20 protein-coding genes and 3 tRNA genes are annotated in these 26,265 nt (G+C 35.3%); 17 read left to right on the top strand and 6 right to left on the bottom strand.

The annotated features are described in order from the left end of the window. Positions 1-2,247: an inorganic phosphate transporter gene (locus G508_RS0105190; RefSeq protein ID WP_026704320.1), complete on the bottom strand. Its 2,247-nt coding sequence runs from the start codon at positions 2,245-2,247 to the stop codon at positions 1-3. Positions 2,248-2,448: 201 nt separating this feature from the next. Continuing rightward, a complete protein-coding gene (locus G508_RS0105185) occupies positions 2,449-3,111 on the bottom strand; it encodes a hypothetical protein (RefSeq protein WP_026704319.1) in 663 nt (220 codons plus the stop codon). Positions 3,112-3,379: 268 nt separating this feature from the next. On the opposite strand from G508_RS0105185, the gene G508_RS0105180 reads away from it, so the two are divergent. The 7 genes from G508_RS0105180 (at position 3,380) to G508_RS0105150 (ending at position 11,412) form a co-directional block, all read left to right on the top strand. Further along, entirely contained in the window at positions 3,380-3,952 is a 573-nt protein-coding gene (locus G508_RS0105180) for a cob(I)yrinic acid a,c-diamide adenosyltransferase (RefSeq protein ID WP_026704318.1), read from the top strand. Positions 3,953-4,127: 175 nt separating this feature from the next. Beyond that, entirely contained in the window at positions 4,128-4,349 is a 222-nt protein-coding gene (locus G508_RS0105175) for a DUF2795 domain-containing protein (RefSeq protein WP_022828503.1), read from the top strand. An 83-nt stretch (positions 4,350-4,432) separates the two neighbouring features. After that, positions 4,433-7,789 (top strand): preprotein translocase subunit SecA, encoded by a 3,357-nt coding sequence (secA, locus tag G508_RS0105170; protein WP_026704317.1) that lies wholly within the window; start codon positions 4,433-4,435, stop codon positions 7,787-7,789. Positions 7,790-7,875: 86 nt separating this feature from the next. Further along, positions 7,876-8,796, top strand: coding sequence for an oxidoreductase (locus G508_RS0105165; protein WP_157485876.1), 921 nt, complete (start codon positions 7,876-7,878; stop codon positions 8,794-8,796). 51 nt (positions 8,797-8,847) lie between these two features. After that, positions 8,848-9,339: a hypothetical protein gene (locus G508_RS0105160; RefSeq protein WP_026704315.1), complete on the top strand. Its 492-nt coding sequence runs from the start codon at positions 8,848-8,850 to the stop codon at positions 9,337-9,339. Between the two features lie 189 nt (positions 9,340-9,528). Continuing rightward, positions 9,529-10,380: a transketolase gene (locus G508_RS0105155; RefSeq protein WP_026704314.1), complete on the top strand. Its 852-nt coding sequence runs from the start codon at positions 9,529-9,531 to the stop codon at positions 10,378-10,380. Between the two features lie 78 nt (positions 10,381-10,458). Further along, positions 10,459-11,412: a transketolase family protein gene (locus tag G508_RS0105150; RefSeq protein ID WP_026704313.1), complete on the top strand. Its 954-nt coding sequence runs from the start codon at positions 10,459-10,461 to the stop codon at positions 11,410-11,412. A gap of 67 nt (positions 11,413-11,479) precedes the next feature. Here the strand turns inward: G508_RS0105150 and G508_RS18615 are convergent, their stop codons facing one another. Continuing rightward, positions 11,480-12,463, bottom strand: coding sequence for an FKBP-type peptidyl-prolyl cis-trans isomerase (locus G508_RS18615; RefSeq protein WP_051197461.1), 984 nt, complete (start codon positions 12,461-12,463; stop codon positions 11,480-11,482). Between the two features lie 80 nt (positions 12,464-12,543). Between G508_RS18615 and G508_RS0105140 the strand changes: the two genes are divergently transcribed. Both G508_RS0105140 and G508_RS0105135 read left to right on the top strand, forming a co-directional pair. After that, positions 12,544-12,930 (top strand): RNA-binding S4 domain-containing protein, encoded by a 387-nt coding sequence (locus tag G508_RS0105140; RefSeq protein WP_026704312.1) that lies wholly within the window; start codon positions 12,544-12,546, stop codon positions 12,928-12,930. Positions 12,931-12,976: 46 nt separating this feature from the next. Further along, entirely contained in the window at positions 12,977-13,474 is a 498-nt protein-coding gene (locus tag G508_RS0105135) for a phosphoribosyltransferase domain-containing protein (RefSeq protein WP_026704311.1), read from the top strand. Here G508_RS0105135 and G508_RS0105130 read toward each other — a convergent pair. Beyond that, positions 13,466-13,984, bottom strand: a complete 519-nt coding sequence (locus G508_RS0105130; protein ID WP_026704310.1) for a shikimate kinase — start codon at positions 13,982-13,984, stop codon at positions 13,466-13,468. The two genes, G508_RS0105135 and G508_RS0105130, sit on opposite strands and share 9 nt — an antisense overlap. Positions 13,985-14,111: 127 nt before the next feature. Between G508_RS0105130 and G508_RS0105125 the strand changes: the two genes are divergently transcribed. The 4 genes from G508_RS0105125 to G508_RS0105110 all read left to right on the top strand — a co-directional run bounded on the left by G508_RS0105125 (position 14,112) and on the right by G508_RS0105110 (position 16,453). Continuing rightward, positions 14,112-14,184: transfer RNA gene (locus tag G508_RS0105125), tRNA-Lys, on the top strand. Positions 14,185-14,224: 40 nt separating this feature from the next. After that, positions 14,225-14,297, top strand: a tRNA-Lys gene (locus G508_RS0105120). Positions 14,298-14,337: 40 nt separating this feature from the next. Then, positions 14,338-14,420, top strand: a tRNA-Leu gene (locus G508_RS0105115). Positions 14,421-14,545: 125 nt separating this feature from the next. Then, on the top strand, positions 14,546-16,453 hold the full coding sequence (locus tag G508_RS0105110) for a metallophosphoesterase family protein (protein ID WP_026704309.1): 1,908 nt from the start codon (positions 14,546-14,548) through the stop codon (positions 16,451-16,453). 70 nt (positions 16,454-16,523) lie between these two features. On the opposite strand, the gene G508_RS0105105 is transcribed toward G508_RS0105110, so the two are convergent. Next, a complete protein-coding gene (locus tag G508_RS0105105) occupies positions 16,524-17,594 on the bottom strand; it encodes a phosphatidylinositol-specific phospholipase C1-like protein (protein ID WP_026704308.1) in 1,071 nt (356 codons plus the stop codon). Positions 17,595-17,837: 243 nt separating this feature from the next. Here G508_RS0105105 and G508_RS0105100 point away from each other — a divergent pair, with 243 nt between their 5' ends. The 4 genes from G508_RS0105100 to G508_RS0105085 all read left to right on the top strand — a co-directional run bounded on the left by G508_RS0105100 (position 17,838) and on the right by G508_RS0105085 (position 24,569). Then, positions 17,838-18,365 (top strand): RNA polymerase sigma factor, encoded by a 528-nt coding sequence (locus G508_RS0105100; protein ID WP_026704307.1) that lies wholly within the window; start codon positions 17,838-17,840, stop codon positions 18,363-18,365. 79 nt (positions 18,366-18,444) lie between these two features. After that, on the top strand, positions 18,445-19,362 hold the full coding sequence (locus tag G508_RS0105095) for a FecR family protein (RefSeq protein WP_245569847.1): 918 nt from the start codon (positions 18,445-18,447) through the stop codon (positions 19,360-19,362). A 68-nt stretch (positions 19,363-19,430) separates the two neighbouring features. Continuing rightward, positions 19,431-22,706: a SusC/RagA family TonB-linked outer membrane protein gene (locus tag G508_RS0105090; RefSeq protein WP_026704305.1), complete on the top strand. Its 3,276-nt coding sequence runs from the start codon at positions 19,431-19,433 to the stop codon at positions 22,704-22,706. A gap of 93 nt (positions 22,707-22,799) precedes the next feature. Beyond that, positions 22,800-24,569, top strand: coding sequence for a RagB/SusD family nutrient uptake outer membrane protein (locus G508_RS0105085; RefSeq protein WP_026704304.1), 1,770 nt, complete (start codon positions 22,800-22,802; stop codon positions 24,567-24,569). Between the two features lie 74 nt (positions 24,570-24,643). On the opposite strand, the gene G508_RS18610 is transcribed toward G508_RS0105085, so the two are convergent. Then, positions 24,644-26,146, bottom strand: coding sequence for an alpha-glucosidase (locus G508_RS18610; protein ID WP_084625914.1), 1,503 nt, complete (start codon positions 26,144-26,146; stop codon positions 24,644-24,646). Between the last annotated feature and the right edge of the window lie 119 nt (positions 26,147-26,265).

Here is a 26,265-nt window from a genome sequence, read left to right as displayed (position 1 = left end):
TTATTTCTTATTGAGTTCATTGAACTCCTTAAACAATTCCAATAAATTCATAATTGACTTCACTAAATCATTAGTTTCCAGCAACAAAGAAAAATATAATTTGCTGTTTTTCGGGCTGGTTTCAGTAGTCCTGATCCTTCTAATTTGCTTTGAAATTAATTCAGAAACTGTATCCAAAACAACTTGTTTGTCCTTTAAAATGAGGTCGATTTTTGAGAAATCTTCTGTTTTAAAACTATCTTCTAAAACTTGTAATAAGTTTTGCAATTGACCATCTATGGTTTTCAAATCACGAATTTGATTGAATTTTAATTGCTTGTGATTATTATTTACATGCGAATAACTGTTTGAAGTAATAAAATCGATAGATTGAACCATATCTTGCAAATAACCCAGGATAAGAATATAAAATTTACTAGCTTCAACTGAGTTATCATCCAGATTTTTGATGAAATAAAACACATTGCTCTTTAATTCGTCTATTTCCTTTTCTAGCTTCTTTTGATCTTTTTTATTTTCTTTTAATTTGGCTAAATCTTGTAAACTCAGGTTATCGATCAAATTAGAATATAAAGCACTTGTTTTTCTAAACACTTTTGAAATTTGGGCCGAACTTTCTGTGATCATTTCAGTAACGTTACCTATGTCTTCCTTTCGCAAACTCTTTATTTCGTCCTCATTTTTAACTTTTTGTTTGTGTTTTCTAGCACTTCTATACAACAAAATCCCAAGCAAAAGCAATAAAGCTACAAAGGCAAAAACTTCACCTACTTTTAGAATATAAGCCAATATAAAAGCCAGTAAAAAAGCAACGATTGCGGTAAAGAACCAACCTCCAATTACTTTAAAAACTCCAGCAATCCTATAAACTGCACTTTCTCTGTCCCAAGCTCGATCAGCAAATGAGGTTCCCATTGCCACCATAAAGGTCACATAAGTAGTAGAAAGTGGTAATTTTAAAGAAGTTCCAATAGAAATCAAAATACTAGCAACCATAAGGTTTACAGAAGCTCTAACCATATCGAAAGCTGGTTCGTCATCGGTCATTTTAGTAGTTCTTTCTACATTTTTAAATCTGTTATCGATTTTTATTTGTAGTTTTTTTGGCAAAAAATAATTAATACCCTCGCCAATAGCGACACCAAATCTAACAATCCCTCTCGAAGCCGTATTGGGTGTGAATTTTTCAATCCCCTCACCTTGACGTGAAAGGTTTACTCCAGTTTCGATGACACTCTTTGCCTTTTTTGAGGTCCAAAGTGTAACAACCATCACAATACCTGCAAATAATAAAAAATAAAATGGGGCTACAATGTTATCATCAGCCAAAGCTCCCATCATGAAAGTATCACCTGATATACCACTACCATTAAAAATTTCATAGGAATTGAATGCAGCGATTGGCACCCCAATAAAGTTTACCAAATCATTTCCAGCAAATGCCAATGCTAATGCAAAGGTTCCAATAATAATAATAACTTTTAAGATATTGGTTTTAAAATAACTAATAAGTATTTGGGAAAGTACAAAAAAGAAAACAAAATTTATCCCTAAAATAAGCAATTGGTTATCTTTAATCCACCCAAATTGTTCTTTGGATATGAATGAAACACCTTTTAAACCTTTGATTAAAATAAAGAAAGTAATGGCTGTTATAGCAACTCCACCAAAGATAGCTCCAAAATATTTTAATTTTTTTTCATAGTGGAAAGTAAAAATTAATCGGGAAGCATATTGCACAAAACTACCTATAGAAAAAGATAAAACTACCGAAAGTAATATACTATAAACAATCTCGGAAGCTTTTTTGGTGTTAATATACATTCCTAAATTATCAAAAGTATCATCAGTAGTATATATTTTATAAAGTGCTAAACAAACCGCAGCTCCCAATAACTCAAAAATAATAGAAACTGTTGTTGAAGTTGGTAATCCTAAAGAATTAAAGACATCCAGTAAAAAAATATCGGCTATCATCACAGCCAAGAAAATAAACATCACATCATTAAAACTAAACATGCTTGGCACAAAAATACCACTTCGGGCAATTTCCATCATTCCGCTTGAAAACAAAGCTCCAACTAAAACTCCAGCACTTGCCACGATCATAGTCGTTTTGAATGATACTGCTTTTGAGCCAATTGCAGAATTTAAGAAGTTCACAGCATCATTACTAACACCAACAACTAAGTCTATAATTGCCAAAACACCTAAAGCAATTAACATGATCACATAAACTTGTTCCATCTTGTTCTATAAATTTTCCGCAAAAATCCTTTAAGTATTTGGCACTAATGTTAACTTAATGTTATTAAAATAAAGAAGCGGCTACTATTTTATAAAGATAATTAAAATGCATGAGTAACGGATAGCTTTTTATTTACAAAAAAAAAGCTGTACAAAATTGTACAGCTTTTATCCTTTTTTTATTTTTATATAAATAAGAGATTAATCTTTAGCATCAGCATTTTCATTTGCTTTAGCCCCCATTCTTTCCCATTTGAATTTTGGAGCAAATTTAAGTTTTAATTCTGCAATCTTAGCATTATCGCTAGAAGACAAACCTTCTTTTTCTACTGTGTTTTTATGAGCATCCAAAGCTTCATACATCGCTTTTATTTCATCAAAATCTTCTCTTGAATAAGAATCCTTGTTTTCCTCGAATTCATTGTAAAAATCATTATAAACTTTCAAGATGTTATCTTTATTTACCCAAGCAAAGCTCATGTCTTCACCAATTGTTCCAGCTCCAAAATAAGCATCTCTTAAAGCTTGTTTTCTATCGGCTGGAGCATTTGCAGCAGCTTCGGCTTCCATTTTTGCTTTCAGCTCAGCATATTTTGCTTTTGCTTTCTCAACTCTGTTTTCTGCATTTGTTTTGTCTGCTGCATCTACAAGTGCCGCTTCTGCATTAGAAGTTTGCTCATTGTAAGTTGCGTCAATCGATTCCCAATTTGCTTGTGCATCTGCAACAGCAATGTTGTTAACTGAATCTACATATTTTTCATATCTGTCAAAAGTTACTTCAGCATTTTTTTCTGCCTCGCTTTTGCAAGATGTAAAACTTACGGCAACAACTGCCGCTCCTAATAATAAATTGATCTTTTTCATAATAATTTAGTTTTTGATTTTATTTCAAACAAATGTAGGCTAAAATCAAATACAACCTTAATTTAAGTTAATATTTTATGAATAATTTAATATTTTATCTGTTTTTCAGTAAAAATATATAAATTATATAACTTTTAAATAAAATCATATAAAGCTATATGTTTTAAATAGTAGTATTGTTTTGGATAAAAACCTTGCAAATTAAATTTGTCAATTAAGAAGTAAATTTCAAAAAACTTTTAACCTTTGCAAAACAAGCATAAAAATTATGAAAGTATATACAAAAACCGGAGATAAGGGAACAACAGCACTTTTTGGAGGCGACAGGGTTCCGAAACACCATATTCGAATTGAAAGTTACGGAACTGTCGATGAATTAAATTCACATATCGGATTGATACGCGACCAAGAAATGAACACTCATTATAAAGAAATTTTGATTGAAATTCAAGATAGGCTCTTTACCGTTGGTGCCATATTGGCTACTCCGCCCGCAAAAGAACTTTTAAAAAATGGAAAAGAGCGATTGAATATTCCAAAAATCATTGAAGGAGACATTCAATTACTTGAAAATGAAATTGATGAAATGGAAAATAGTCTTCCTCAGATGACACATTTTGTTTTACCAGGTGGCCACACAACCGTGTCATATTGTCACATTGCACGTTGTGTTTGCCGTCGAGCGGAAAGATTAGCGGTGCATTTAAACGAACTAGAACCTACCGATGACTACGTTATCAAGTACCTAAACCGACTTTCTGACTACCTTTTTGTATTGGCACGGAAGTTGTCCTCAGACCTTCAAGCAGAAGAAGTAAAATGGATTCCGACTAAATTATAGTTTCAATATATTTTGTGTTAATCTTTTGTAAATATTTAGATCTAAAATGCAGTGTTTACAGCCATTGGACCCTAATTATTGCAAACACGTTCTTAACTTTCTGAAAATAAACTAAATTTTACTTGACTATTTCAGTAAAAAATTTATTTTTGCATAAACTAAAAATCGATAGCAGATGTATTGGACATTAGAATTAGCATCCTATTTAAGCGATGCACCGTGGCCAGCAACCAAAGACGAACTAATCGACTACGCTATTAGAGCGGGAGCTCCACTTGAAGTGGTTGAAAACCTACAATCTATAGAAGACGAAGGCGAGATTTACGAATCAATGGAAGAAATTTGGCCTGATTATCCAACCGACGAAGATTATCTTTGGAACGAGGATGAATATTAAAAAATAAACCAATGAAAAAGTCTCGATTGAGGCTTTTTTTTTGGTTAAATTTGCACACCTTTATTTAATAGAAATATATTATTATGAGTTTCATAAACAGCATACTTAAAGCTTTTGTAGGCGACAAATCAGAAAAAGATGTAAAATCTTTACAACCTTACTTAACAAAAATCAAGGCACTCGAAAGTGGGCTTGCTTCTTTATCACATGATGAATTAAGAGCCAAAACAGTTGAGTTCAAAGAAAAGATTAAACAAGCTCGATTGGAAAAAGACAACAAAATCGAGTCTTTGAAAGCAGAAGTTGAAAAAACGCAAGATATTGACGCAAGGGAAGATATCTATGCATCAATTGATGCCTTAGATAAAGAAGCCTACGATATCTCCGAAAAAACGTTGATGGATTTACTTCCTGAAGCTTTTGCTGTTGTAAAAGAAACTGCTAGAAGATTTAAAGAAAATACTCAAATCAGAGTTAAAGCTACTCCAAAAGACCTAGAACTTTCTGCTACAAAAGGGTACATCACGATTGAAGGTGACGATGCAGTTTGGGCAAATTCTTGGAACGCTGCTGGAAAAGAAATCACTTGGGACATGATCCATTATGATGTTCAGTTGATTGGTGGTATGGTGTTGCATCAAGGAAAAGTAGCTGAGATGCAAACTGGTGAAGGAAAAACACTTGTGGCAACTTTGCCTCTTTACCTGAATGCCTTGACTGGAAATGGAGTACACTTGGTAACAGTGAATGATTATCTTGCAAAACGTGATAGCACTTGGAAAGCACCTCTTTTTGAATTCCACGGAATCACAGTTGATTGTATCGACAACCACCAGCCAAACTCTGATGCAAGAAGAAAAGCTTATGAAGCTGATATTACTTATGGAACAAATAACGAATTCGGTTTTGATTATTTGAGAGACAATATGGCACATTCGCCAGCGGATTTGGTGCAAAGAAAACACAACTATGCAATTGTCGATGAGGTCGATTCTGTATTGATTGATGATGCTAGAACACCTTTGATTATTTCAGGACCAGTACCACAAGGAGATCGTCACGAGTTTAACGAATTGAAACCAAAAGTTGAAAATCTAGTGAGCCTTCAAAGACAGTTGGCCAATGGATTTTTGGCAGAAGCCAAAAAATTAATCAAAGAAGGAAACACCAAAGATGGTGGTTTCGTTTTGCTGAGAGCTTACAGAGCTTTACCAAAAAACAAAGCATTGATTAAATTTTTGAGTGAAGAAGGAATCAAACAATTGCTTCAAAAAACCGAAAATCAATACATGCAGGACAACAACCGTGAAATGCACAAGGTTGATGAAGCGTTGTATTTTGTAATTGAAGAAAAAAATAACCAGGTAGAATTGACGGATAACGGAATCAAATTCCTTTCGGGAGATACCGATAGCGATTTCTTCCTTCTTCCAGATATCGGAACGGAAATTGCAAGAATCGAAAAGCTAAAATTAGAAAAAGATGCTGAAGCGGAAGAAAAAGAAAAACTTTTCCAAGATTTCAGTATCAAAAGCGAAAGAATCCACACACTAACGCAATTGCTTAAAGCATATTCATTATTTGAAAAAGATGTTGAATATGTGATCATGGACAACAAGATCATGATTGTTGATGAGCAAACAGGTCGTATCATGGACGGTCGTCGTTATTCTGACGGATTACACCAAGCAATTGAAGCGAAGGAAAATGTAAAAATCGAAGCTGCAACACAAACTTTTGCAACGGTTACTTTACAGAATTACTTTAGAATGTACAAAAAACTGGGCGGTATGACAGGAACAGCAGTTACTGAAGCCGGCGAGTTATGGGAAATATACAAATTAGACGTTGTTGAAATTCCAACCAACCGTCCGATGGCAAGAAAAGACAAGGAAGATTTGATCTACAAAACTACCCGTGAAAAATTCAATGCGGTAATTGAGGATGTAACCCAACTTTCGGCAGCAGGAAGACCAGTATTGATTGGTACAACTTCTGTTGAAATCTCAGAATTATTAAGCCGTATGCTTAAGATGAGAGGTGTTACCCACAACGTCTTGAATGCAAAAATGCACAAGCAGGAAGCACAAATCGTTGAAGAAGCAGGAAAACCAGGTGTTGTAACCATTGCAACAAACATGGCCGGTCGTGGTACCGATATTAAATTGACTGCCGAAGTGAAAGCGGCAGGTGGTTTGGCCATTATAGGTACAGAGCGTCACGATTCGCGTCGTGTTGACCGTCAGTTGAGAGGTCGTGCAGGACGTCAAGGAGACGTTGGTAGTTCTCAATTCTATGTTTCGTTGGAAGACAACCTAATGCGTCTTTTTGGCTCTGAAAGAGTAGCAAAAGTGATGGACAGAATGGGATTGAAAGAAGGAGAAGTAATCCAGCATTCAATGATGACCAAGTCGATCGAAAGAGCTCAGAAAAAAGTAGAAGAAAACAACTTTGGAGTTCGTAAACGTCTTTTGGAATATGATGACGTTATGAATGCTCAACGTGAAGTGGTTTACAAACGTCGTCGTCACGCTTTGCACGGTGAACGTTTGAAAGTGGATATTGCCAATATGATTTACGATACTTGCGAACTTATCGCTTCTTCAAACAAAGAAGTAAATGATTTCAAGAATTTCGAATTTGAATTGATTCGTTATTTCTCCATCACATCTCCAGTTTCTGAAAGCGATTTCAATAAATTATCAGCTAATGAATTGGCTGGAAAAGTATACAAAACTACTTTAGAATACTATACTGAAAAAACAGAAAGAAGTGCGAGAGAAGCTCTGCCTATCATCAAAAATGTATTTGAAAACGAAGGCAACCAATTTGAAAGAATCGTAGTTCCTTTTACCGACGGAATCAAGACTTTGAATGTGGTTACCGATTTGAAAAAAGCATACGAAACCGAAGGAAGACAATTGCTTGCTGATTTCGAAAAGAACATCACGCTTGCCATTGTAGATGAAGCCTGGAAGAAACACTTGCGTAAAATGGATGAATTGAAACAATCGGTTCAATTGGCAGTTCACGAACAAAAAGATCCATTGCTAATTTATAAATTCGAAGCGTTCAAATTATTCAGTAATATGTTGAATGGGGTGAATAAAGAAGTGGTTTCATTCTTGTTTAAAGGGGATTTGCCACAACAAAACGCTCCAGCAATTCAAGAAGCAAAAGAAGTGGTTCGTCCAAAAGAAAACTTGACGATTTCTAAAGATGAAATTAAAAATATCGATGAAGCTGCTGCAGTAAACCGCGAAGCTAGTCAAACCCAAAGACCTCAAGTTACTGAAACTATCACGCGTGAAATGCCAAAAATCAACCGTAACGACAATGTTACCGTGAAGCACATTATGAGTGGTAAAACGGAAACAATGAAATATAAGAAAGCCGAAACGCTTCTTGCAAATGGAGAATGGGTTATCGTTAACGAATAATCTAGTCTAAAGCAAATACCAAATCCTCAATTGCAATTTGTAATTGGGGATTTTTTATATTTGAGAGAAATTCAAACCTTGCACCAATGAAAATATTTCCCCAGATATTATTCTGCTTGATGTTATTCGGTTCTACAATTTATGCACAAGAAATTATATTGTTCAACATTTCAGATTCTAATGATAAAACAATTTTCATATCACTTTCTGACATTTACCCTTTGAGCGAACACCCTGATTCACTTGCTCTTCCTGAAGAAAGTATTGATGAACATTTTATACTGAATCCAAAATATAGAAAAAGGTTTTTATCAAACACAAAAATTGCCGAATCCGACAAAGTTTTTCTATATGATTATGTCCAAAACAAACTACTATCATTTACAGTAAAAAATCTGGATGTCGTTGCAAATATTAGCCCTTATGAAAGTGGTGGTGAAACACCCCATTCCCAATACGACTATATGATTGGTTTTGAAATAGATAAAAAATTGACACAGGTTTTTGGCGATTATGCCAATGAAATTTTGGTGGCGGTTGGTAAAAAAAATCCATTTGCCGAAAAACAACTGACGGCGATTGCTTGGAAGAAAATCAATTCAAAAGAATTCCCTCCAAAAAAAATAGTAGATGAATTTGGAGTGCTTGAGCAAAAATACACTATTGGTGAATCTTACCTTTTTAAATATGAAAATTTAGACTACTTCATTCAAGATTTTATACGTGACGAATCTATTTTTGCAAGAAGATTGTTAGTTGTCGATTCAAAAACCAAAGCTGTACTTTATGAAGAATTATTCAGCGAAGGCGAAAGTGATTCTCTAGCTCCATTAAATTTTATAGGTGAAACGGAAACAAATGTAATAAATCAGTGGACAGGCAAACTCTTCAGGAATAATGAAAATGTAATTTTTGGATTTGAATACCATTCATTTGGTTGTCCTTACATAACGGTTTTAAGTAAAAAACCAGCTCAAATTGAAATCAATTGTGATAATAGGCACTAAATTATTGGTGCTTCGAGTTAAAGGAAAAATAAATTTTAAGATAAAAATAAAATGGACAAAATAAAAGAACTTATACATCTTCTTCTTGCTGATTTCGAATTGGAAAATGAAGAAGAAATTTTTACAAACTTGACATTAGCACAGGAAAATCCGAAAGAATACCTGAAAGAAAATGATGCAGAATGGCTGGAAGAATTCGCCCCAGAAGATGCCTTGCAATTTGCCATTACCAATGAAATTTATGATTTTATAATTGTTGGCGATAAGATTGACGAAATCCACGAATTGATTGTGGATGAATTTGAAGGTGATTTTCCTGAATATCCTTATGAATTGAAACTGAATACACAAGAGTACTTAGAATGGGTTTCGAAGGAAATTGACGAAAGCTATCCTGATTTAGAACTCATTGAATTTGGAGATAGCTTTGGCGATTCGATCCAATTAATGCTGGTTTTGAAAAAGGATGTTGCCCGAATTAAAGAGTTGGCTTCAGAGTTTAACATTCGTTGCAACAGGACAGATGAAATTTTAAAACTATAAATTGTAAGTGAAATAAATTTCATCAATTTAATATAATCATCTAATTAAAATCCTCAAATTAAGATTATTGTTTGAGGATTTTTCATTTACTAACAAAGCCTAACAACTTCTTGAAAATCTAAAAACTACGTTGGTTAAAAACCGAAATATCTGATTATCTTTGCGACAGTTTAAACTTTAATTCATAAAATGAAGCCTAACACACAACAACTAAACAATTTAAGCATTCAAGTAAGAAGAGACATTCTTAGAATGGTTCATGCCGTAAATTCAGGTCACCCAGGAGGTTCTTTGGGTTGTACGGAATTTTTGGTAGCTCTTTATCAAAATCTAATGGACCGAAAGGAAGGTTTTGATATGGACGGTATTGGGGAAGATTTATTTTTCCTTTCAAACGGACATATTTCACCAGTATTCTATAGCGTTTTAGCTAGAAGCGGTTATTTTCCAGTTTCAGAATTGGCAACTTTTCGTCACATCAATTCGCGTCTTCAAGGACATCCAACAACGCACGAAGGTTTGCCTGGAATTAGAGTTGCCTCTGGTTCATTAGGACAAGGAATGTCAGTTGCTATTGGTGCTGCTCAAGCTAAAAAATTGAATAACGACAATCATTTGATTTATGCACTTCTTGGTGATGGAGAGTTGCAAGAAGGGCAAAACTGGGAAGCGATCATGTATGCTTCTGCAAAAAAAGTAGACAACCTTATTGCTACAATCGACCTTAACGGAAAACAAATTGATGGAACTACAGATGACGTTTTAAATATGGGCAGTGTTCGTGCCAAATTTGAAGCTTTTGATTGGGATGTTATTGACATCAAAGAAGGAAACAACATCGAGGCTATCATCGCTGGAATGACAGAAGCAAAATCTAAAACTGGAAAAGGAAAACCAGTTTGTGTGTTGCTTCACACTGAAATGGGTAATGGTGTAGATTATATGATGTACAGCCACGCTTGGCACGGAAAAGCTCCAAACGATGAGCAATTGGCCAATGCCTTATCTCAAAACTATTGTGAAGGCGAAAGCGACTATTAATAATGAGTTATGAATTGTAAGTTATGAGTAAATTTCATAATCTTTTAATTCTTAAATCCTTCAATTTTTAAATTCAACATGAAAAAATATACAAATACAGGAAGTAAAGATACCCGTTCAGGTTTTGGTGCGGGAATGACCGAATTAGGTCAAAAAAATGAAAATGTTGTGGCACTTTGTGCAGATTTAATTGGATCATTAAAATTTGATGAGTTCAAAAAAAATCATCCAGAGCGTTTTTTCCAAATCGGAATTGCAGAAGCAAACATGATTGGTATTGCTGCAGGTTTGACAATTGGTGGGAAAATTCCGTTTACAGGAACTTTTGCTAACTTTTCTACAGGAAGAGTTTACGATCAAATCCGTCAATCAGTAGCTTATTCTGACAAAAACGTAAAAATTTGTGCTTCGCATGCAGGTCTTACTTTGGGTGAAGATGGAGCAACTCACCAAATTCTTGAAGATATTGGCTTGATGAAAATGTTGCCAGGAATGACTGTAATCAACACTTGCGATTATAACCAAACTAAAGCAGCTACACTTGCATTAGCAGATCATCATGGTCCAGCTTATTTGCGTTTTGGACGTCCTGTAGTTCCTAATTTTATGCCAGCTGACGAACCATTTGTTATTGGTAAAGCAATTTTATTAAACGAAGGTTCGGATGTAACTATCGTTGCAACTGGACATTTGGTTTGGGAAGCATTGGTTGCTGCTGAAGCTTTGGAAGAAAAAGGAATTTCTGCAGAGGTAATCAACATCCACACTATCAAACCATTGGACGAAGAAGCAATTTTGAAATCATTAGCTAAAACAAAATGTATCGTTACTGCTGAAGAACACAATATCTTGGGAGGTTTAGGCGAAAGTGTTGCTAGAGTTTTATCGGCAAACAGCCCTGCTCCACAAGAGTTTGTAGCAGTAAATGACAGCTTTGGAGAATCTGGAACACCTGAGCAATTAATGGAGAAATACAAGCTGAACAACCAAGCTATTGTTGAAGCGGTTGAAAGAGTGATGAAGAGAAAATAATCTTATTCATCAAAACAACTATAAACAAAAACGTCCTGAAAATTCAGGACGTTTTTTTATGCTTTAATTATTCTTCCTCTTCTATAATAACATGACAATTTGGATCTAAATATAATTTAAGACTACCGCCCGGACAAGTTGGAATTTCTTCATAAGGAAGTCTGTTTCCATCAGCATCTCTAATCTCAATTCTAGTTAGATAATCATCATCATCATCATCTACATCAAGAAAATCTGGAAGTCCGTCTCCATCTGTGTCATCGTTAAAAGGATCTCCATCTCCATTTAAATCTTCATACTTGGTCATGACTCCATCACGATCGTGATCACGTTCTCGAATTGTATGTAATCTTATTGTAAATCCTAAAGGAGCATATGAGGGAATGGTTCCCGAAGGCCTATTAAAGTACGCTATACCTGAAGGAATAAACACTACACCAGCTCCATAACCTGTATAAGTTATTTCCCCTGTTTCCTGATTCAAATCGGCAGTACCTGCTTTTAGCAGTGAAGTAAATAATCGAACACCAGATATAAATTGATTCTCACCTTCCGTTATACTAGGAAAGGTGAACCAGGCAGGTACATTACTAATATCAAACTGACTATTATCTGCAAGAGTCCATCCCCTATAGCTTACAAAAGTAGAATCAGTTGTTGTAGCCTGCTGTCCAATACCCTCTTGCAACATCAAATAATATACTTTATAATCTACAGGATCTTCTATTCTACCATCTACAAGGCTAGAATTTCTTAAATCACTTTTAAAGATTTTTGATTGCAAAGGAAATTCTGTGTTGTCCCAAATGGAAACAAAACCTTCTGGATTTGGGCTTGGAATTGGTTTAATTATAACATCAAGCCTATTATCCACCTCAACAGGTTCTAAATAATGTGTCTTTAAATATTTCTCAATCGAATCGATATCGGCTGTATATTGTTCTGTATAATCTCTTGGAGGAACACTCGAAGATTTGTCATCGTCTTTATTACAAGAAAATAAAACGACAGACGTTAAAAGTAAAATAAAATATAACCTAAATTTGTTCATTATTATTGGAATTTTTGTGCCGCAAGATACAATATTGATTTATTTTTGAACAAATAATTAACTACGATTTTAGAAAAGATATGCGAATCGATAAATATTTATGGTGCGTTAGATATTACAAGACCAGAAACATGGTTACGGAAGCTTGCAAGAAGAATCATGTAACGGTTAACGGTCAAGTTGCCAAACCCTCAAAAGAAGTTTTTCCTACTGATAAAATCACGTTCAGGAAAGATCAGATTACCCAAATCATAACGGTTTTGGACATACCACCAAATCGCGTTGGAGCAAAATTAGTTGATATCTATCGGAAAGATGAAACTCCACCAGAAGTTTTTGCTCATTTAGAATTACTAAAGCTATCAAAAGAACATTATCGAAAAACAGGCGAAGGAAGACCTACCAAAAAAGACCGACGTGATCTTGAAGATTACAGCACCGATTTTTTGGACGATGATGAGGAATAAAACAATTTAAAAAGCTAATTTTACAACACTTTCAAAAAACAATATAATGAGCCAAAACATCATACTGAATAACCTAGAAATAGAACACAAAATCACACGAATCGCCTACCAGATTTATGAAACTTTTGTGGATGAAGAAGTGATTGTGATTGCAGGAATTGCCAATAACGGTTTTGTTTTTGCAAAAAAAATAGCAACTGCCTTAGAAAAAATTTCGACCCTAAAAGTATCGCTTTGCGAAGTTTTTATTGATAAGCAAAATCCAACTTCTCCCATTACCACTTCGCTAAAAAAGGAAGAATATCAAAATAAAGGTTTAGTTTTGGTTGATGATGTTTTGAATTCAGGAACAACATTGGTGTATGGTGTCAGACATTTTCTAGACGTTCCGCTAACGAAATTTAAAACGGCAGTTTTAGTCGATCGAAATCATAAGAAATACCCAGTAAAAGCTGATTTTAAAGGAATTTCTCTTTCAACTTCATTATTGGAGCATGTTCAAGTAAATTTTGAAGATGGTAAAAATGTAGCTTTTTTAAGCTAGTACATCTTCAATCTCACGAACTATAGTTGCAGTATCTTTTCCATCAACAGCTAATTTAAATGTAGCTTGATTGTAGTAAAAGCTCCTGTCGAAAAGGTGTTTTGCTATAAACTCTTGCATTTCCTCTTGTTCCATGGCTGCTAGAAGAGGCCTTTCTGACGTTGCCTTTGACAAACGCTCACAAAGTGTTGCAATGGAAGCCTTAAGGTAAATGGAGGTCACTCCTTCTCCATTTAACAATAAATGATTTCCAGCATAACAGGGTGTTCCTCCACCAAGACTCAAAATCATACTTTCATCTCCCGACATCAATTCTGAAAAAATTTGGTGTTCTATCTTTCTAAAATAAATTTCTCCCTTGGTTTCAAAAATAGTTTTCACCGATAAATTCAATCGTTCCTCGATGATTTTATCCAAATCTAAAACCTTTAATTTTATTTTTTCGGACAATAATTTTGCAATTGTAGTCTTGCCCGAACCCATATAGCCCAATATTATTATTTTTTGCATCTGAATAAAACCTTATAAATTAAGGCATTAAGAGTAAATATTAAAAAAAGACAAATTTAAAGGAAAATTGCTTTGAAAAATAAATAATAACGCCTTATATTTGCACCCGCATTCAAGAAAAGAAAATGACTCGATAGCTCAGTCGGTAGAGCACATCACTTTTAATGATGGGGTCCTGGGTTCGAGCCCCAGTCGGGTCACAAAAATGACCAGTCATTTACAAAATTTCTTGAAAGCATTGACTCGATAGCTCAGTCGGTAGAGCACATCACTTTTAATGATGGGGTCCTGGGTTCGAGCCCCAGTCGGGTCACAAAAGTTATTCGCCTCGGTGAGTAACTTTTTTTGTTTTAGGCCAAGTGGAGAAACGGTAGACTCGCCATCTTGAGGGGGTGGTGCTCGTAAGGGCGTGAGGGTTCAAATCCCTCCTTGGTCACAGAAATCCTAAATTACTTCTTTTAGTAGTTTAGGATTTTTTATTTTCATTGCATTCTACTTTCAACGATCACTTTCATTTAACCTTAACTTAAATTTGGTTCCTCATTTTTGTAAAAAAATAAAATGAACCGATTTTTCCCACTACTTCTTCTACTATTCACCTATTTTTCATATTCTCAAAAAAAACAAAATCCAATTGACGGTGTTCAAATCGCTTTTCTGGCCGATGTTCATCTGCAAGATTTGTATGGAAGTTTTGAAGACAATAATTACAACGGAATTCCAAATCCAAAAAATGGAAAGTTCACGCTTGCTCGAACAATGGAATCCCAATTGCATTCGACCAGAATCTTCAACGAAAACTATTTTGCCTTTCTTGCAGCTTTGGACGACATTGCAAATAGAGGCATCAAATATGTGGCTTTACCAGGCGATTATAGTGATGACGGCCAACCTATACACATTCGGGGTTTGCAGAAAATATTGAATCAATACACCGAAAAACACAACATTTCTTTTTTTATAACTACAGGAAACCATGATCCTGTAGGTCCATTTGCTCAAGAGGCTGGGAAAAATGATTTCTTGGGAGAAGGTGGAAAACCTCAACCCATATTTAGTGCCGAAAATTTATATAAAACTGATCCAGAAAAAGAACTTCCAGTGGTTGTAACAAAAGATATTGCCAAAATGGGCTATTTGGAAATTACACATCACTTGAAAGATTTTGGTTTTTTCCCAAAAGAAAACTACTTGTTTTGGACTTCTCCATTTGCAACTTATTCATCTGAAAATTATAAGTATCCAAAAGCTGTACAGGAAGCCAAATTAGAAAACAGGAACTACGAAGTAGCAAAAGGGTTTTCTGTTCCAGATGCAAGCTATTTGGTAGAACCTGTTGAAGGTTTATGGCTTTTGGCAATCGACGGAAATGTCTATATACCGAAAGAAATAAATGACGGAAATCCTCAAAATTCTAAGAATTACAAAGGAGCTGACATTGGTTACAACAATGTGTTTTCTCATAAAAAACATCTTATAGATTGGATCAAAAAAATTACACTTGAAGCGAAAGCCAAAAACAAGACACTTATTGCCTTCAGCCATTACCCGATGGTTGAGTTTAACGATGATGCTTCCACAGAAATCAAAGCGTTGATGGGCAATGGAAAATGGCAACTGAATCGTGTTCCCGAAGAAGAAGTAGCCCAAACTCTTGCCAATGCGGGATTGAAAATTCATTTTGGAGGCCACATGCACATTAACGATACCGGATTACGAACAACAGCTAATGGAAATTTCTTGGTCAACATTCAAACGCCTTCTTTGGCAGCTTACATTCCAGCTTATAAATTGCTAACAATTCAATCTCCAGAAAAAGTAACTGTAGAAACCATTACAATCAATGAAGTTCCTCGATTTGACGAACTTTTTGAACTTTATAAAATGGAATATGCTTTTTTGAAGCAACAAAATCCTGAAAATATTTGGGATTCTGAAATTCTGAAAACAAAAAACTACCACGACTTTACCGATTTCCATCTAAAGGAATTAGTTCGACTGCGATTCTTGCCCGAAGATTGGCCGGAATCATTTAAAAATTTCATGCTGAATGTTTCAGGAGAAGATTTGCTTCTTTTGAGCAATATGGAAACAAATGCATCATTTGGGACTATTCTAAAAAATAAAAAAGATTTCCAAAGCGAATTCAAAAAAGCAAAACAGAAAATCAAGAACCAAAATTTAAACCTAAACGAATTTAAAAGTTGGTCGGGATTTGATATCATTTTAGATTTTTATAGAATCAGAAGTGCCGATGAGGTTGCCATTCCAGACATTGGAAAAGAAAGAATCCAGCAATATCAACAGCTTTATGAATCTTTTACAAACAATACTAAAAATAATAAAGATCAAAATCGAGTACATCTCGGTTTGTTTCTATCCATCCTAAATAAGTTTTTAAATGGAGTTCCAGCCGATTATTTCAGTATCGATTTGAAAACTGGTGCTATTGAAAATTTAAAAAAATAAATCGATTCAAAAACAAAGACCTAACTGGTTTTCAAAACCAGTTAGGTCTACTAAAAGAATAACAACATTCTTATTTCTTTTTTCCGTTAATCGGATTTATTTTTTCGTATTTCCCACCCTCAAATTGCACCTTATAAGTCGATTCAAAAAGGGAACTTGCTTGATAATAATCTGTTGAAATGATTTGAGCTCCTGATTTTTGTGCCAATTCAAAATGCTTGTAATCGTTATTTCGAGCTTGTTCCGTACTATTGTCGGCTCTTGTTCGGATGATGTAACCTTTCTTAACTAAATCTAAAATGGTTGCATCTTCAGGATCGTTTCTAAATAGTACAGCTGCTTCTGGCGTTCCTGGGTCAGCATTTACAAAAACGATTCTGTCTTTCAATGACGGATGATTTTTCATGTACATCTCTTTCTTTTTCTTACTGTCGTCCAAGACAAATAAAAATCTTCCTTTAGCTTTTTCCAAAGTCGGCCAATTGTTTTTCAAAACAGCTTCTTCCAGCGTTTTGTAGTTCCCCCTAACCATATCTGGAGTGATTAATTTATCAGAACCCAAACCTTTCTTAATTTCTTCATCTAATGCATCAAATAATTTTGGTGTAAATGCCTCTGGTGTAGTTCCAAATCTATTGGTTTCACCATCTTTTGGTTCCAATGTAATAAAAATTGGCGTGTGATTTGGATGAGCATCCGACCAGTTTTTTATTTCCTTCAAGCAATCCTGAAACGTCAAAGTCGAACTTCTAAAATCAATATCCAAAACATGAAAGACCTTAAAACCTGGCTGCTTCATCTTTCCTTCTGGATCATAAGGAATATTTGATGGAACCAAATCCAAACCTTTCGGATGGGCATATTGTCCTCCTTTTGTATCGGCATAAACATCAATTTCAAGATTTCGAAGACCCAGATTCAATTGATCGGTAATTGAAATATGTTCGTATTGAAGGCTTTTCATGCCATTTGATGAATCTTTGCTTTGCAAAAAATCGAACAATTGAGGTTCAATCGCCATTTTATAACTGTTGTGGGAACCAATTACTTGAAGCTGATTAAGACGTAAATTATCTTGGGCATTTGCCTGAAAAAATAATGCGGTTGATAGCAAAAATGCCATCTTTAGATTTGATTTCATATTAAAAATTTTATTTGACAAGATTTTGGGGATTTTTAGAATCGTGAAATCAAGAAATCTCACAAATGCAAAATTAGATTCCCAAGGTTAAGGACAGGTTAGCACAAAACGAATAAATAGAATACTTTCTATTATTTTTTTGATCCATCTGATATCATAAATTAATTAAAAAATAACCTTCAGGAAAAATACAATAAGGATACATTTCATTATTTCGCACCTTACCCTACCCCGATTTCTGAAATGGAAAACACTGAAAATTTCGAAAAGATATATGCTGAATATTGGGAAAAACTAAATGCCTTTTCATTTAAAATAACCCAAGACCAACATCTTGCACAAAATGTAGTGCAGGACGTGTTTATCGACCTTTGGGAACGACGAAAAAAAATTGACATTTCATCGGTAGAAAATTATCTTTTTAGAGCTGTAAAAAATCAAATCTTCAAAAATTACCGGGACGAGAAATTTGACAAGACCGTTTTGGAAGATCATTTTGAGCATTATCTGATTGACAACTTTTCGGGTTTTGATACTGAGATATCCGACAAGCTTCACATCCTTTTGAATTCACTTCCAGAAAAAAGAAGAGAAATTATCCTGATGCACAAAATTCAGGAAATGAATATTGACGAGATTGCATTAGAACTTTCTATCTCAAAACAAACCGTAAAAAACCAAATCTCTATGGGTTTGAAGCAGTTACGAATCGGACTCAAAACCCTAGACTGGATGCTGATTTTATTGCTGTTCTTGAGTATTTTTTTATAATAACTTTCGGTTAACAATCTCATAATAATTCCAGATAGTACGATTTTGAAATCTTGGTACTTATAGTTGAACAATAAGTATGATGGTAAAAAAATTGAAATACAATCTGGAAAGTCTCCTTGAAAAAAGTGAGCAAAAGAAAACCTCGAATTCCGAAGAGCAACTGCTCAATGATTTTATGCAATCGACCTACGAGAAATCGGAATGGGTTGAAGCAATGGGAGAAAAAAATCTGGCTTCGGAGAAAATATACAATGTGGTGCAAAATCACATCAACAAGAAAAAAGTATTGCCGCTTTACATTAGATATGCTGTTGCAGCAAGTATTGCAGTACTTTTTGGTTTAGGCTATTTTTTTAACAATGAAACTCCCGAGATGGTTACTTTTAAAACAGCCCAATTATCTGATGCAATCCAACTCGAAGATGGGTCGGTAATTTACCTGGCTGCCAATTCGGTTTTTGAATATCCGGAAACTTTTAGCGGAAGCGAAAGAACGGTAAAACTCTTGAAAGGAAATGCCTTTTTTGAAGTTGCAAAAGATCCCGAACATCCTTTTATGATTACATCTGGTGCGATAAAAACAAAAGTCTTGGGAACTTCTTTTCATATCCAGTTATCTAAAAATAAATGTAATGTGATGGTAGTAAGTGGAAAAGTAAATGTGTCTTCCAAAAACCAAAGCATCGATTTGCTTCCCAATGAAGAAGTGTCTTTAATAGCTGGAAGCTTATTCAAGGAAAAACATGAAAACACAGCAATTTCGAACTTTTACAAAGAAAATACCGAACTGAATAATGTTTCCCTAAAAGAAGTCTTTACGCTTTTAGAATACAAATATGGCATCTCAGTGAAAGTAAAAAACAAGCTTGTTCTTGACACCCGACTTACGCTTTTTATTGAAAAGAAAGCTTCATTGGAAAGTATTTTAAACCAAATAAATTATATCACCAACTTAAAATTCAAACTATATGAGGATACCGTAACCGTGAATTAAAAAAGCCGCAGTTGCTACGAACAACTACGGCCGAAAATTAAGCATCGTATAAATCAATAACTTAAATTATGAATTTAAAATTTACATCGTTCCAACTAAAAAATGCCTTGTTTTTAGTTGCAACATTAATGTCCATCAACACCGCTTTTTCAAAAGAAATTGCAAATGATTCTCCAAAAGTAAAAATTATTTCAGAAAAAGCAACTTTAGTGCATATTTTTTCAGAATTAAGCAAACAAACACATTACAAATTCAGTTATGGAGAAGCTGTAATAAAGGATCAAACCAATTATTCGATCAACTACAACAACAGCCAATTAGATCAGGTGTTGCACGATTTGTCTCAAATAGCACATTTTAGCTACAGCATCAACAATAGACTGGTCTTGATCAAGAAAATGGAGACTGTAAAAACTACAACTCTACTTCAACAAACCATCAAAGGAAAAGTGGTTGATGAAAATGGAGTTCCGCTTCCTGGAGCTTCTATTGTGGAAAAGGGAACTACCAATGCAGTAATTTCTAACATTGATGGAGAATTTACGATTACTGTAGCCCAAGGAAAAACTTTGGAAATTTCCTATATGGGATATAAAACCAAAACGCTCGTTGTGGAAGGCAACAATTTCAACATTCAGTTAGAATCTGATGCATCTGAGTTGAGCGAAGTTATGGTGGTGGGATATGGAAAACAATCCAAGTCGGATGTTACAGGTGCCGTAACTCAAATTGGAGAAGCAAATTTCAGACAAGGAGTTAACATTTCTGCCGATAATTTACTGCAAGGAAAAGTTGCCGGTGTTCGTGTTGTTAGTGCAAGCGGAGAACCTGGAGCTGGAGTGAATGTAACAATTCGTGGAGTTGGGTCTATCCGAAGCGGAAGTACACCATTGTTTGTTGTAGATGGTGTTCCGTTGTCGAATGATGGTGTAAGTCCTGGAGGTACAAATGTTGGATTTGGTTCTTCGACTGCAAAAAACCCATTGAACTTTCTAAACACAAGCGATATCGAATCGATTACGGTTTTAAAAGATGCATCTGCTTCAGCGATTTATGGAGCCAGAGGTTCGAATGGAGTTGTAATCATTACCACTAAAAAAGGATCTAAAGGTGATGCAACTTTTACAATTGATAGTTATTTGGGATTCTCAAACGTTACCAAAAAATTAGACATTCTTTCGGCAAGCCAATACAGGAATGCTATTTCGGATCCTGCTTTCGACCACGGTGGAAATACGGATTGGCAAGATGTGATTTTTAGAACAGCCGTAACCAAAAATAATTCGATATCATTTGCCAAGCAAACCGACTCTGGAAATTATTATGTTTCCTTGGCCAATATGGAACAAGAAGGTATCGTGAACCAAAGTAATTTTTCGCGTACTTCAGGTAGAATTAATGCTGCCGAATCGTTCCTCGACAACAAACGCTTGAAAGTGAAAGTGAATTTAACAGCAAGTGAAACCATCGATAACGGAGTTCCTACAAGTGATGACGGAGGTTCAAACGGACAATTGATCATCCATACTTTGATGGCAAATCCAACGCGTTCGGTTTTTGATGAAAATGGTGATTATACCAACTTCAACATGAATGCCCATTACAATCCAGCTTATCTGTTGAGCATTTTTGAAGATGAAACGAGAACTATCAGGGTTTTAGGAAATCTGGAAACTTCGTTCAGGATTGTGGATGGATTGGAATATAAGTTAAACTTTGGATATGACCGATCGATGGCCGAAAGAAACACGACTATTTATCCAAACCTTACCGATTTGAATCCGCTTGGAAAGTATGTTCAGAACAATATGGAATCTAAAAATTCACTTATCGAACATTATCTGACTTATAATTTATTTGCCGAAAGGCACAAACTGGAAGTGCTTGGTGGTTTCTCTTATCAAAAATTTGAAAGATCGGGGACCAACTTCAGCATTGATGGAATTGATGACCAAGAAACTGGAATCTCCCCTGGAAACAATCCTGGATTTTCAGGACGTCAATCGGGCGTTTTTGGCTTTGCCCAAGAAAATGAGTTGCAGTCTTATTTTGGAAGAGTAAATTATACTTTCGACGGAAAATATCTTTTAACCGCTTCGATGAGAGCCGATGGTTCGACACGTTTTGGAGAAAACAACAAATATGGTTATTTCCCATCATTTGCTTTAGGCTGGAACCTATCTGAAGAAGGATTTTTAAAAGAATCTAAAGCGGTTCAGAGTTTAAAGCTAAGAACAAGCTGGGGACAGACGGGTAATCAGGAAGTCGAAAACAAGATCACAAAAGCGAGTTATGCTCTTGCTGGTGCAGATGGTTATTATTTGTATGATGATTTGGAATTGGTAAACGGAATTTCGGTAGCGAGAACGCCAAATCCTGATTTGAAATGGGAGGTGGTGACGCAATACAACATCGGTTTGGATTTCAGTTTATGGAACGATAAATTCTTTGGAACACTAGATTACTTCAACAAAACCACAACGGATGCCATCTTGAACATTCCGTCTCAGGTTTTGAGTCCGACCAACACGGTTTGGGTAAACATTGATGGCGAAATCGTAAACAAAGGTTTCGAATTTATGTTGGGATCAAAAATCATCAACGCACAGGATTTTTCTTGGACAGTTGATGTGAATGGAGCAACTTTAGACAATGAAATCAAGAATCTTCCCGTATCCGAAATTTTATCGGGAACTATTTCTGGACCTGGACAATCTGGCGTTTTGGCTAACATCTACAAAAGTGGATATGCCGCAGGATCTTTTTATTTGCTGGAACACATCGGATTTGACGAAGAAGGTGCCAATATTTTTAAGGACAACAACGGAGATGGCGTGATTAGCAGTAGCGACCGTAAAATTATCGAAGGTGCTTTGCCAAAATTCACGTATGGTATCAACAGCCAGATGAACTATAAAAACTTTGATTTCTCGTTCTCAATCATTGGGCAGTCTGGAGGTTATTTGGTAAACAATACCGGACTTAATGCCTTAAACATCAACAACCTTGCTTCGGACAGAAACGTAGCATCAGATTATTACAACTCAGGAGCTAATCCTGCAAATGCACCTCAATTGTCAACACTTTTCTTGGAAAAATCAGATTTTATTAGATTGAACAGTGTTCGTTTAGGGTATAATTTCAAAACCGATAAGTTGAAATGGGTGAAAGGATTGACGCTTTTTGTAACAGGTCAGAACCTTCTAACAATTACTGATTATTCAGGTTTCGATCCTTTAATCAACAGTCCTAAATCGAGCGGTGGAAATCAATCATTAGGAATTGATTATTCGAGTTATCCAACATCAAAAACCTTTCTTTTTGGTGCAACTTTAAAATTGTAAAATAGGTAAATCGCTTGGAAAAATTTGGCTTTAAGCCAATAAAAACAAGGAAGATGTCATTCTAAAAATAAAAAATAAATAAATTTCTTTATTATGAAACTAACAAAATTATTCAATACTAAAAATGTAGCCGTTGCATTTCTAGCTCTTTTTTCGATCAGTTGCACTGATTTGGATGAAGTTGTTCTGGATGAAGTACTTGGAGATGATGCTTCAAATCCTGCTGGAGCTCTAGCTGCCGCTTATGATCGATTGGGCGACAGAACTTTTGTAGATCACGGAGCTGTTTTTGCCTTGCAAGAATATACAACCGATGTTGCCTTGTTGCCAACAAGAGGAAGTGACTGGGGAGATGGCGGTAAATGGCGTTCCATGCACGAATTTTCTTGGAGTCCGAACAATGCTATTGTAACCGACAACTGGAACTTGCTAACGAACGGAATCACGAGATCACTTACTGCAATTAAATCGATTAATGATAGCGATATTCCAGAAAAAGATCTTTTTTTGGCTGAAGCCAAAGGACTCTTAGCCTTTTACACCTATACAACTTTGGATTTGTATGGACAAGCTCCTTATCGTGATCCATTGAACTTGAGTGCTCCACTGGAAATTCTTCAAGCAGATACAGCAATTGACAATTTGATTTTGGATGTAGAAGCATTATTGCCTCAACTAGCAGAATTGGGTCAACAATCTACTCATACGGGTCGTTTTACAAGAGAAGCTGCTTATGGATTGTTGAGTACTATGTATTTGAATCGAGCGGTTTTCAAAGACCGTTACAATCCAACTTCAAACTTTAATTTTACAGAAGCTGCCGTTAGTGGTTCGGGTAGCGACATGGATCGCGTTATTTATTATACTTCTCTTTTGATCAACTCTGGGAAGTTTAGCTTGGAAAGCAATTATTTCAAAAATTTCTCTCTTGATAATTCTGGAAGTTCAGAAATGATTTTTGCCGTAGTTCAAAAAATCGATTACATCCGAAATGGAGATAATGATTTTGCCTATGTATCGATGGAACGTAACCAGAGGGTTTCGCCAGCCAATAGAGGAACGAATGCATCTTGTATCTCACCAGAATTTTACGCAAGTTGGGACGGAAATCATGACGATCCAAGATTTCACAGATATGTGCAATACAGCGATGGAACTTGGTTCATGAACGATGCAACTACAACAAGCGTTCCTGCAACTGATATTGTTCCAGGAAGTTCAGGATTGCCTTGGTTTCATTTCAATTACGGTATCATGGCTGGGCCACAATACGGTCCAAGACTCACATCTTCGGGAGCTTTTGAAATGACTGAAGATAATAGAATTAAGGTTTTCCCTTTGGTTATGGAGAAAAGCACGACAACTCCAATGGATTTCACACCAGAATTAAACTTTGACAATCCAACAGTTGCCGTATTTGCCCAAAATCAAATCAACAGAGGTGCTCGTGTTTTCAAATATGAATTTGATCCAGAAGAAGGAAATGGTTCTAGTAATGTAGATATTCCGTTATTCAGATTAGGTGGAATTTACACCATGAGAGCCGAAGCCTATTTCCGTAAAGGCGATATTGGTCTTGCTCTTGCAGATGTAAACGCCTTGAGAACCAACCGAACCAGAGAGGCATTATTTAACAATGTTCCTGGAACACCAATCGCCTCTTTGGATGCCGAAACATTATACAAAGAATTAGGTTTTGAGATGTATTGGGAAATGTACCGTCGTCCTCAAATGATTCGTTTTGGGAAATTTGATTTGCCTTTTTCTGCAAAACCAGTTTCACAACCTTACAGAAGAATATTTCCTATTCCGCAGGAAACAATGGATGTGACTAAATCGTTTACTCAGAATGAAGGTTACTAAAAACAGTAAATGTTCTAAAACTAAAATCCTAACGAGAGTTAGGATTTTTTTTTAATTTATAGGATTCTAAAAATTTATCTTTTATAAATAATAAAGCCGTTGGTTGTGAGTTCTGCATTGCCTAAAAGTACCTTAGCATTTTTTGGAAGCTTGATTCTTACGGCACTTCCAAAATTAATAATTACTGTGATACTTTCATTTCCAAAACTTCTAGTATAAAGAATTTGATCGTCTTCGTATTCCAATCTATCGTAAGTTCCATACTGCAACACTTTTTCCTTATTTCGTAATGCAATTAATTCTTTATACTTATAAAAGATTGAATTTTTATCTTTTTTGAGATGTTCTACATTGTTAACCGTGTAATCTGGATTGATTTTTATCCACGTTTTTTCAGTGGAAAACCCAGCAAAATTACTGTCATCCCATTGCATCGGACTACGGGATTTGTCGCGGTTGTTTTTATTGCCTTCCAAAAGTGCTTCATGAGGAGTTTTTCCTTTGGCTAAAGCCAATTGATAATGGGTTTTCCCTTGGATATCTTTCATCTCTTCAAGATTTTCTGCTAAGATGTTGTGCATTCCAATTTCTTCTCCATAATAGACAAACGGAACTCCTTTTGCAGTAAAAATAAGAGCTGCCAAAGCTGAAGCTTTTTCAGGATTACCATCTGCTAATCTGTCTATCATTCTCGGCATGTCATGACTTCCAAAAAATAATGTGGGATAACTGCTCATCTCTTTTTCCATGCTTTGCAATTCATTAAAGATTCTTTCGGCAGAAAATGTTGGTATGCTTCCGAAATTAAAATTAAAAACCACATCCAGTAATTCTTCTGATTGGTATTGCTTTAAAACTTCAATCTTGTCACTACCAATTTCGCCTACGATAAAACGATTTTCAAAAGCATTGACCGTCGTTTTTATCATTTTCATTGCTTCTTTCACGCCTTCTTGGTCGATGTCGTATAAGTGCTGTTGACTTCCGTCCTTTATCGGATTATCAGCAAGAATTCCATCTGTAGTAAGAAAATTGATGACATCGAGTCGGAAACCGTCAATTCCAGCATCCAACCAAAATTTTAATATTTTTTGAACCTCATCAACGACTTTTGGATTCGACCAATTGAGGTCGGCCATTCTGATATCAAATTTGTGATAATAATATTGATTTGTTGTAGTATCCATTTCCCAGGCTGTTCCGCCAAAAAAAGATTCCCAATTATTGGGCTTGTCTTTCCAAATGTAATAATCGCGATACGGATTATCTTTTGATTTTTTTGCCTCTTGGAACCATTTGCAATCGGTGGAAGTATGGTTTAAAACCAAATCCATAATCACTTTTATATTTCGTTTATGTGCTTCCTTTAGGAAATTGTCGAAATCCGTTTTGGTTCCATAAGTTGGATCAATTTGGTAGTAATCGGCGACATCATATCCATTATCAACTTTCGGAGATTTCAAAAAAGGCGTGAGCCAAATTCCCTTGATTCCTAAATCCTGCAAATAATCTAATTTGCTTGTGATGCCTTTAAAATCGCCATAACCATCGCCATTGCTATCTGCATAACTTGGCATATATATTTGATAAAAAACGGTTTCCTTCCACCACTTTTTTGAGTTTTCGGCATTTTGTGCAGTTGCGAAAAAACAAAAAGTTAAGCAGAAATAAACCGTTATAATTTTAAACAATCTAG

Origin of the sequence: Flavobacterium soli DSM 19725 (genome assembly GCF_000422705.1) — a bacterium.
GTDB classification, from domain to species: Bacteria; Bacteroidota; Bacteroidia; order Flavobacteriales; family Flavobacteriaceae; genus Flavobacterium; species Flavobacterium soli.
This window is presented reverse-complemented; position numbering and strand designations above follow the sequence as displayed.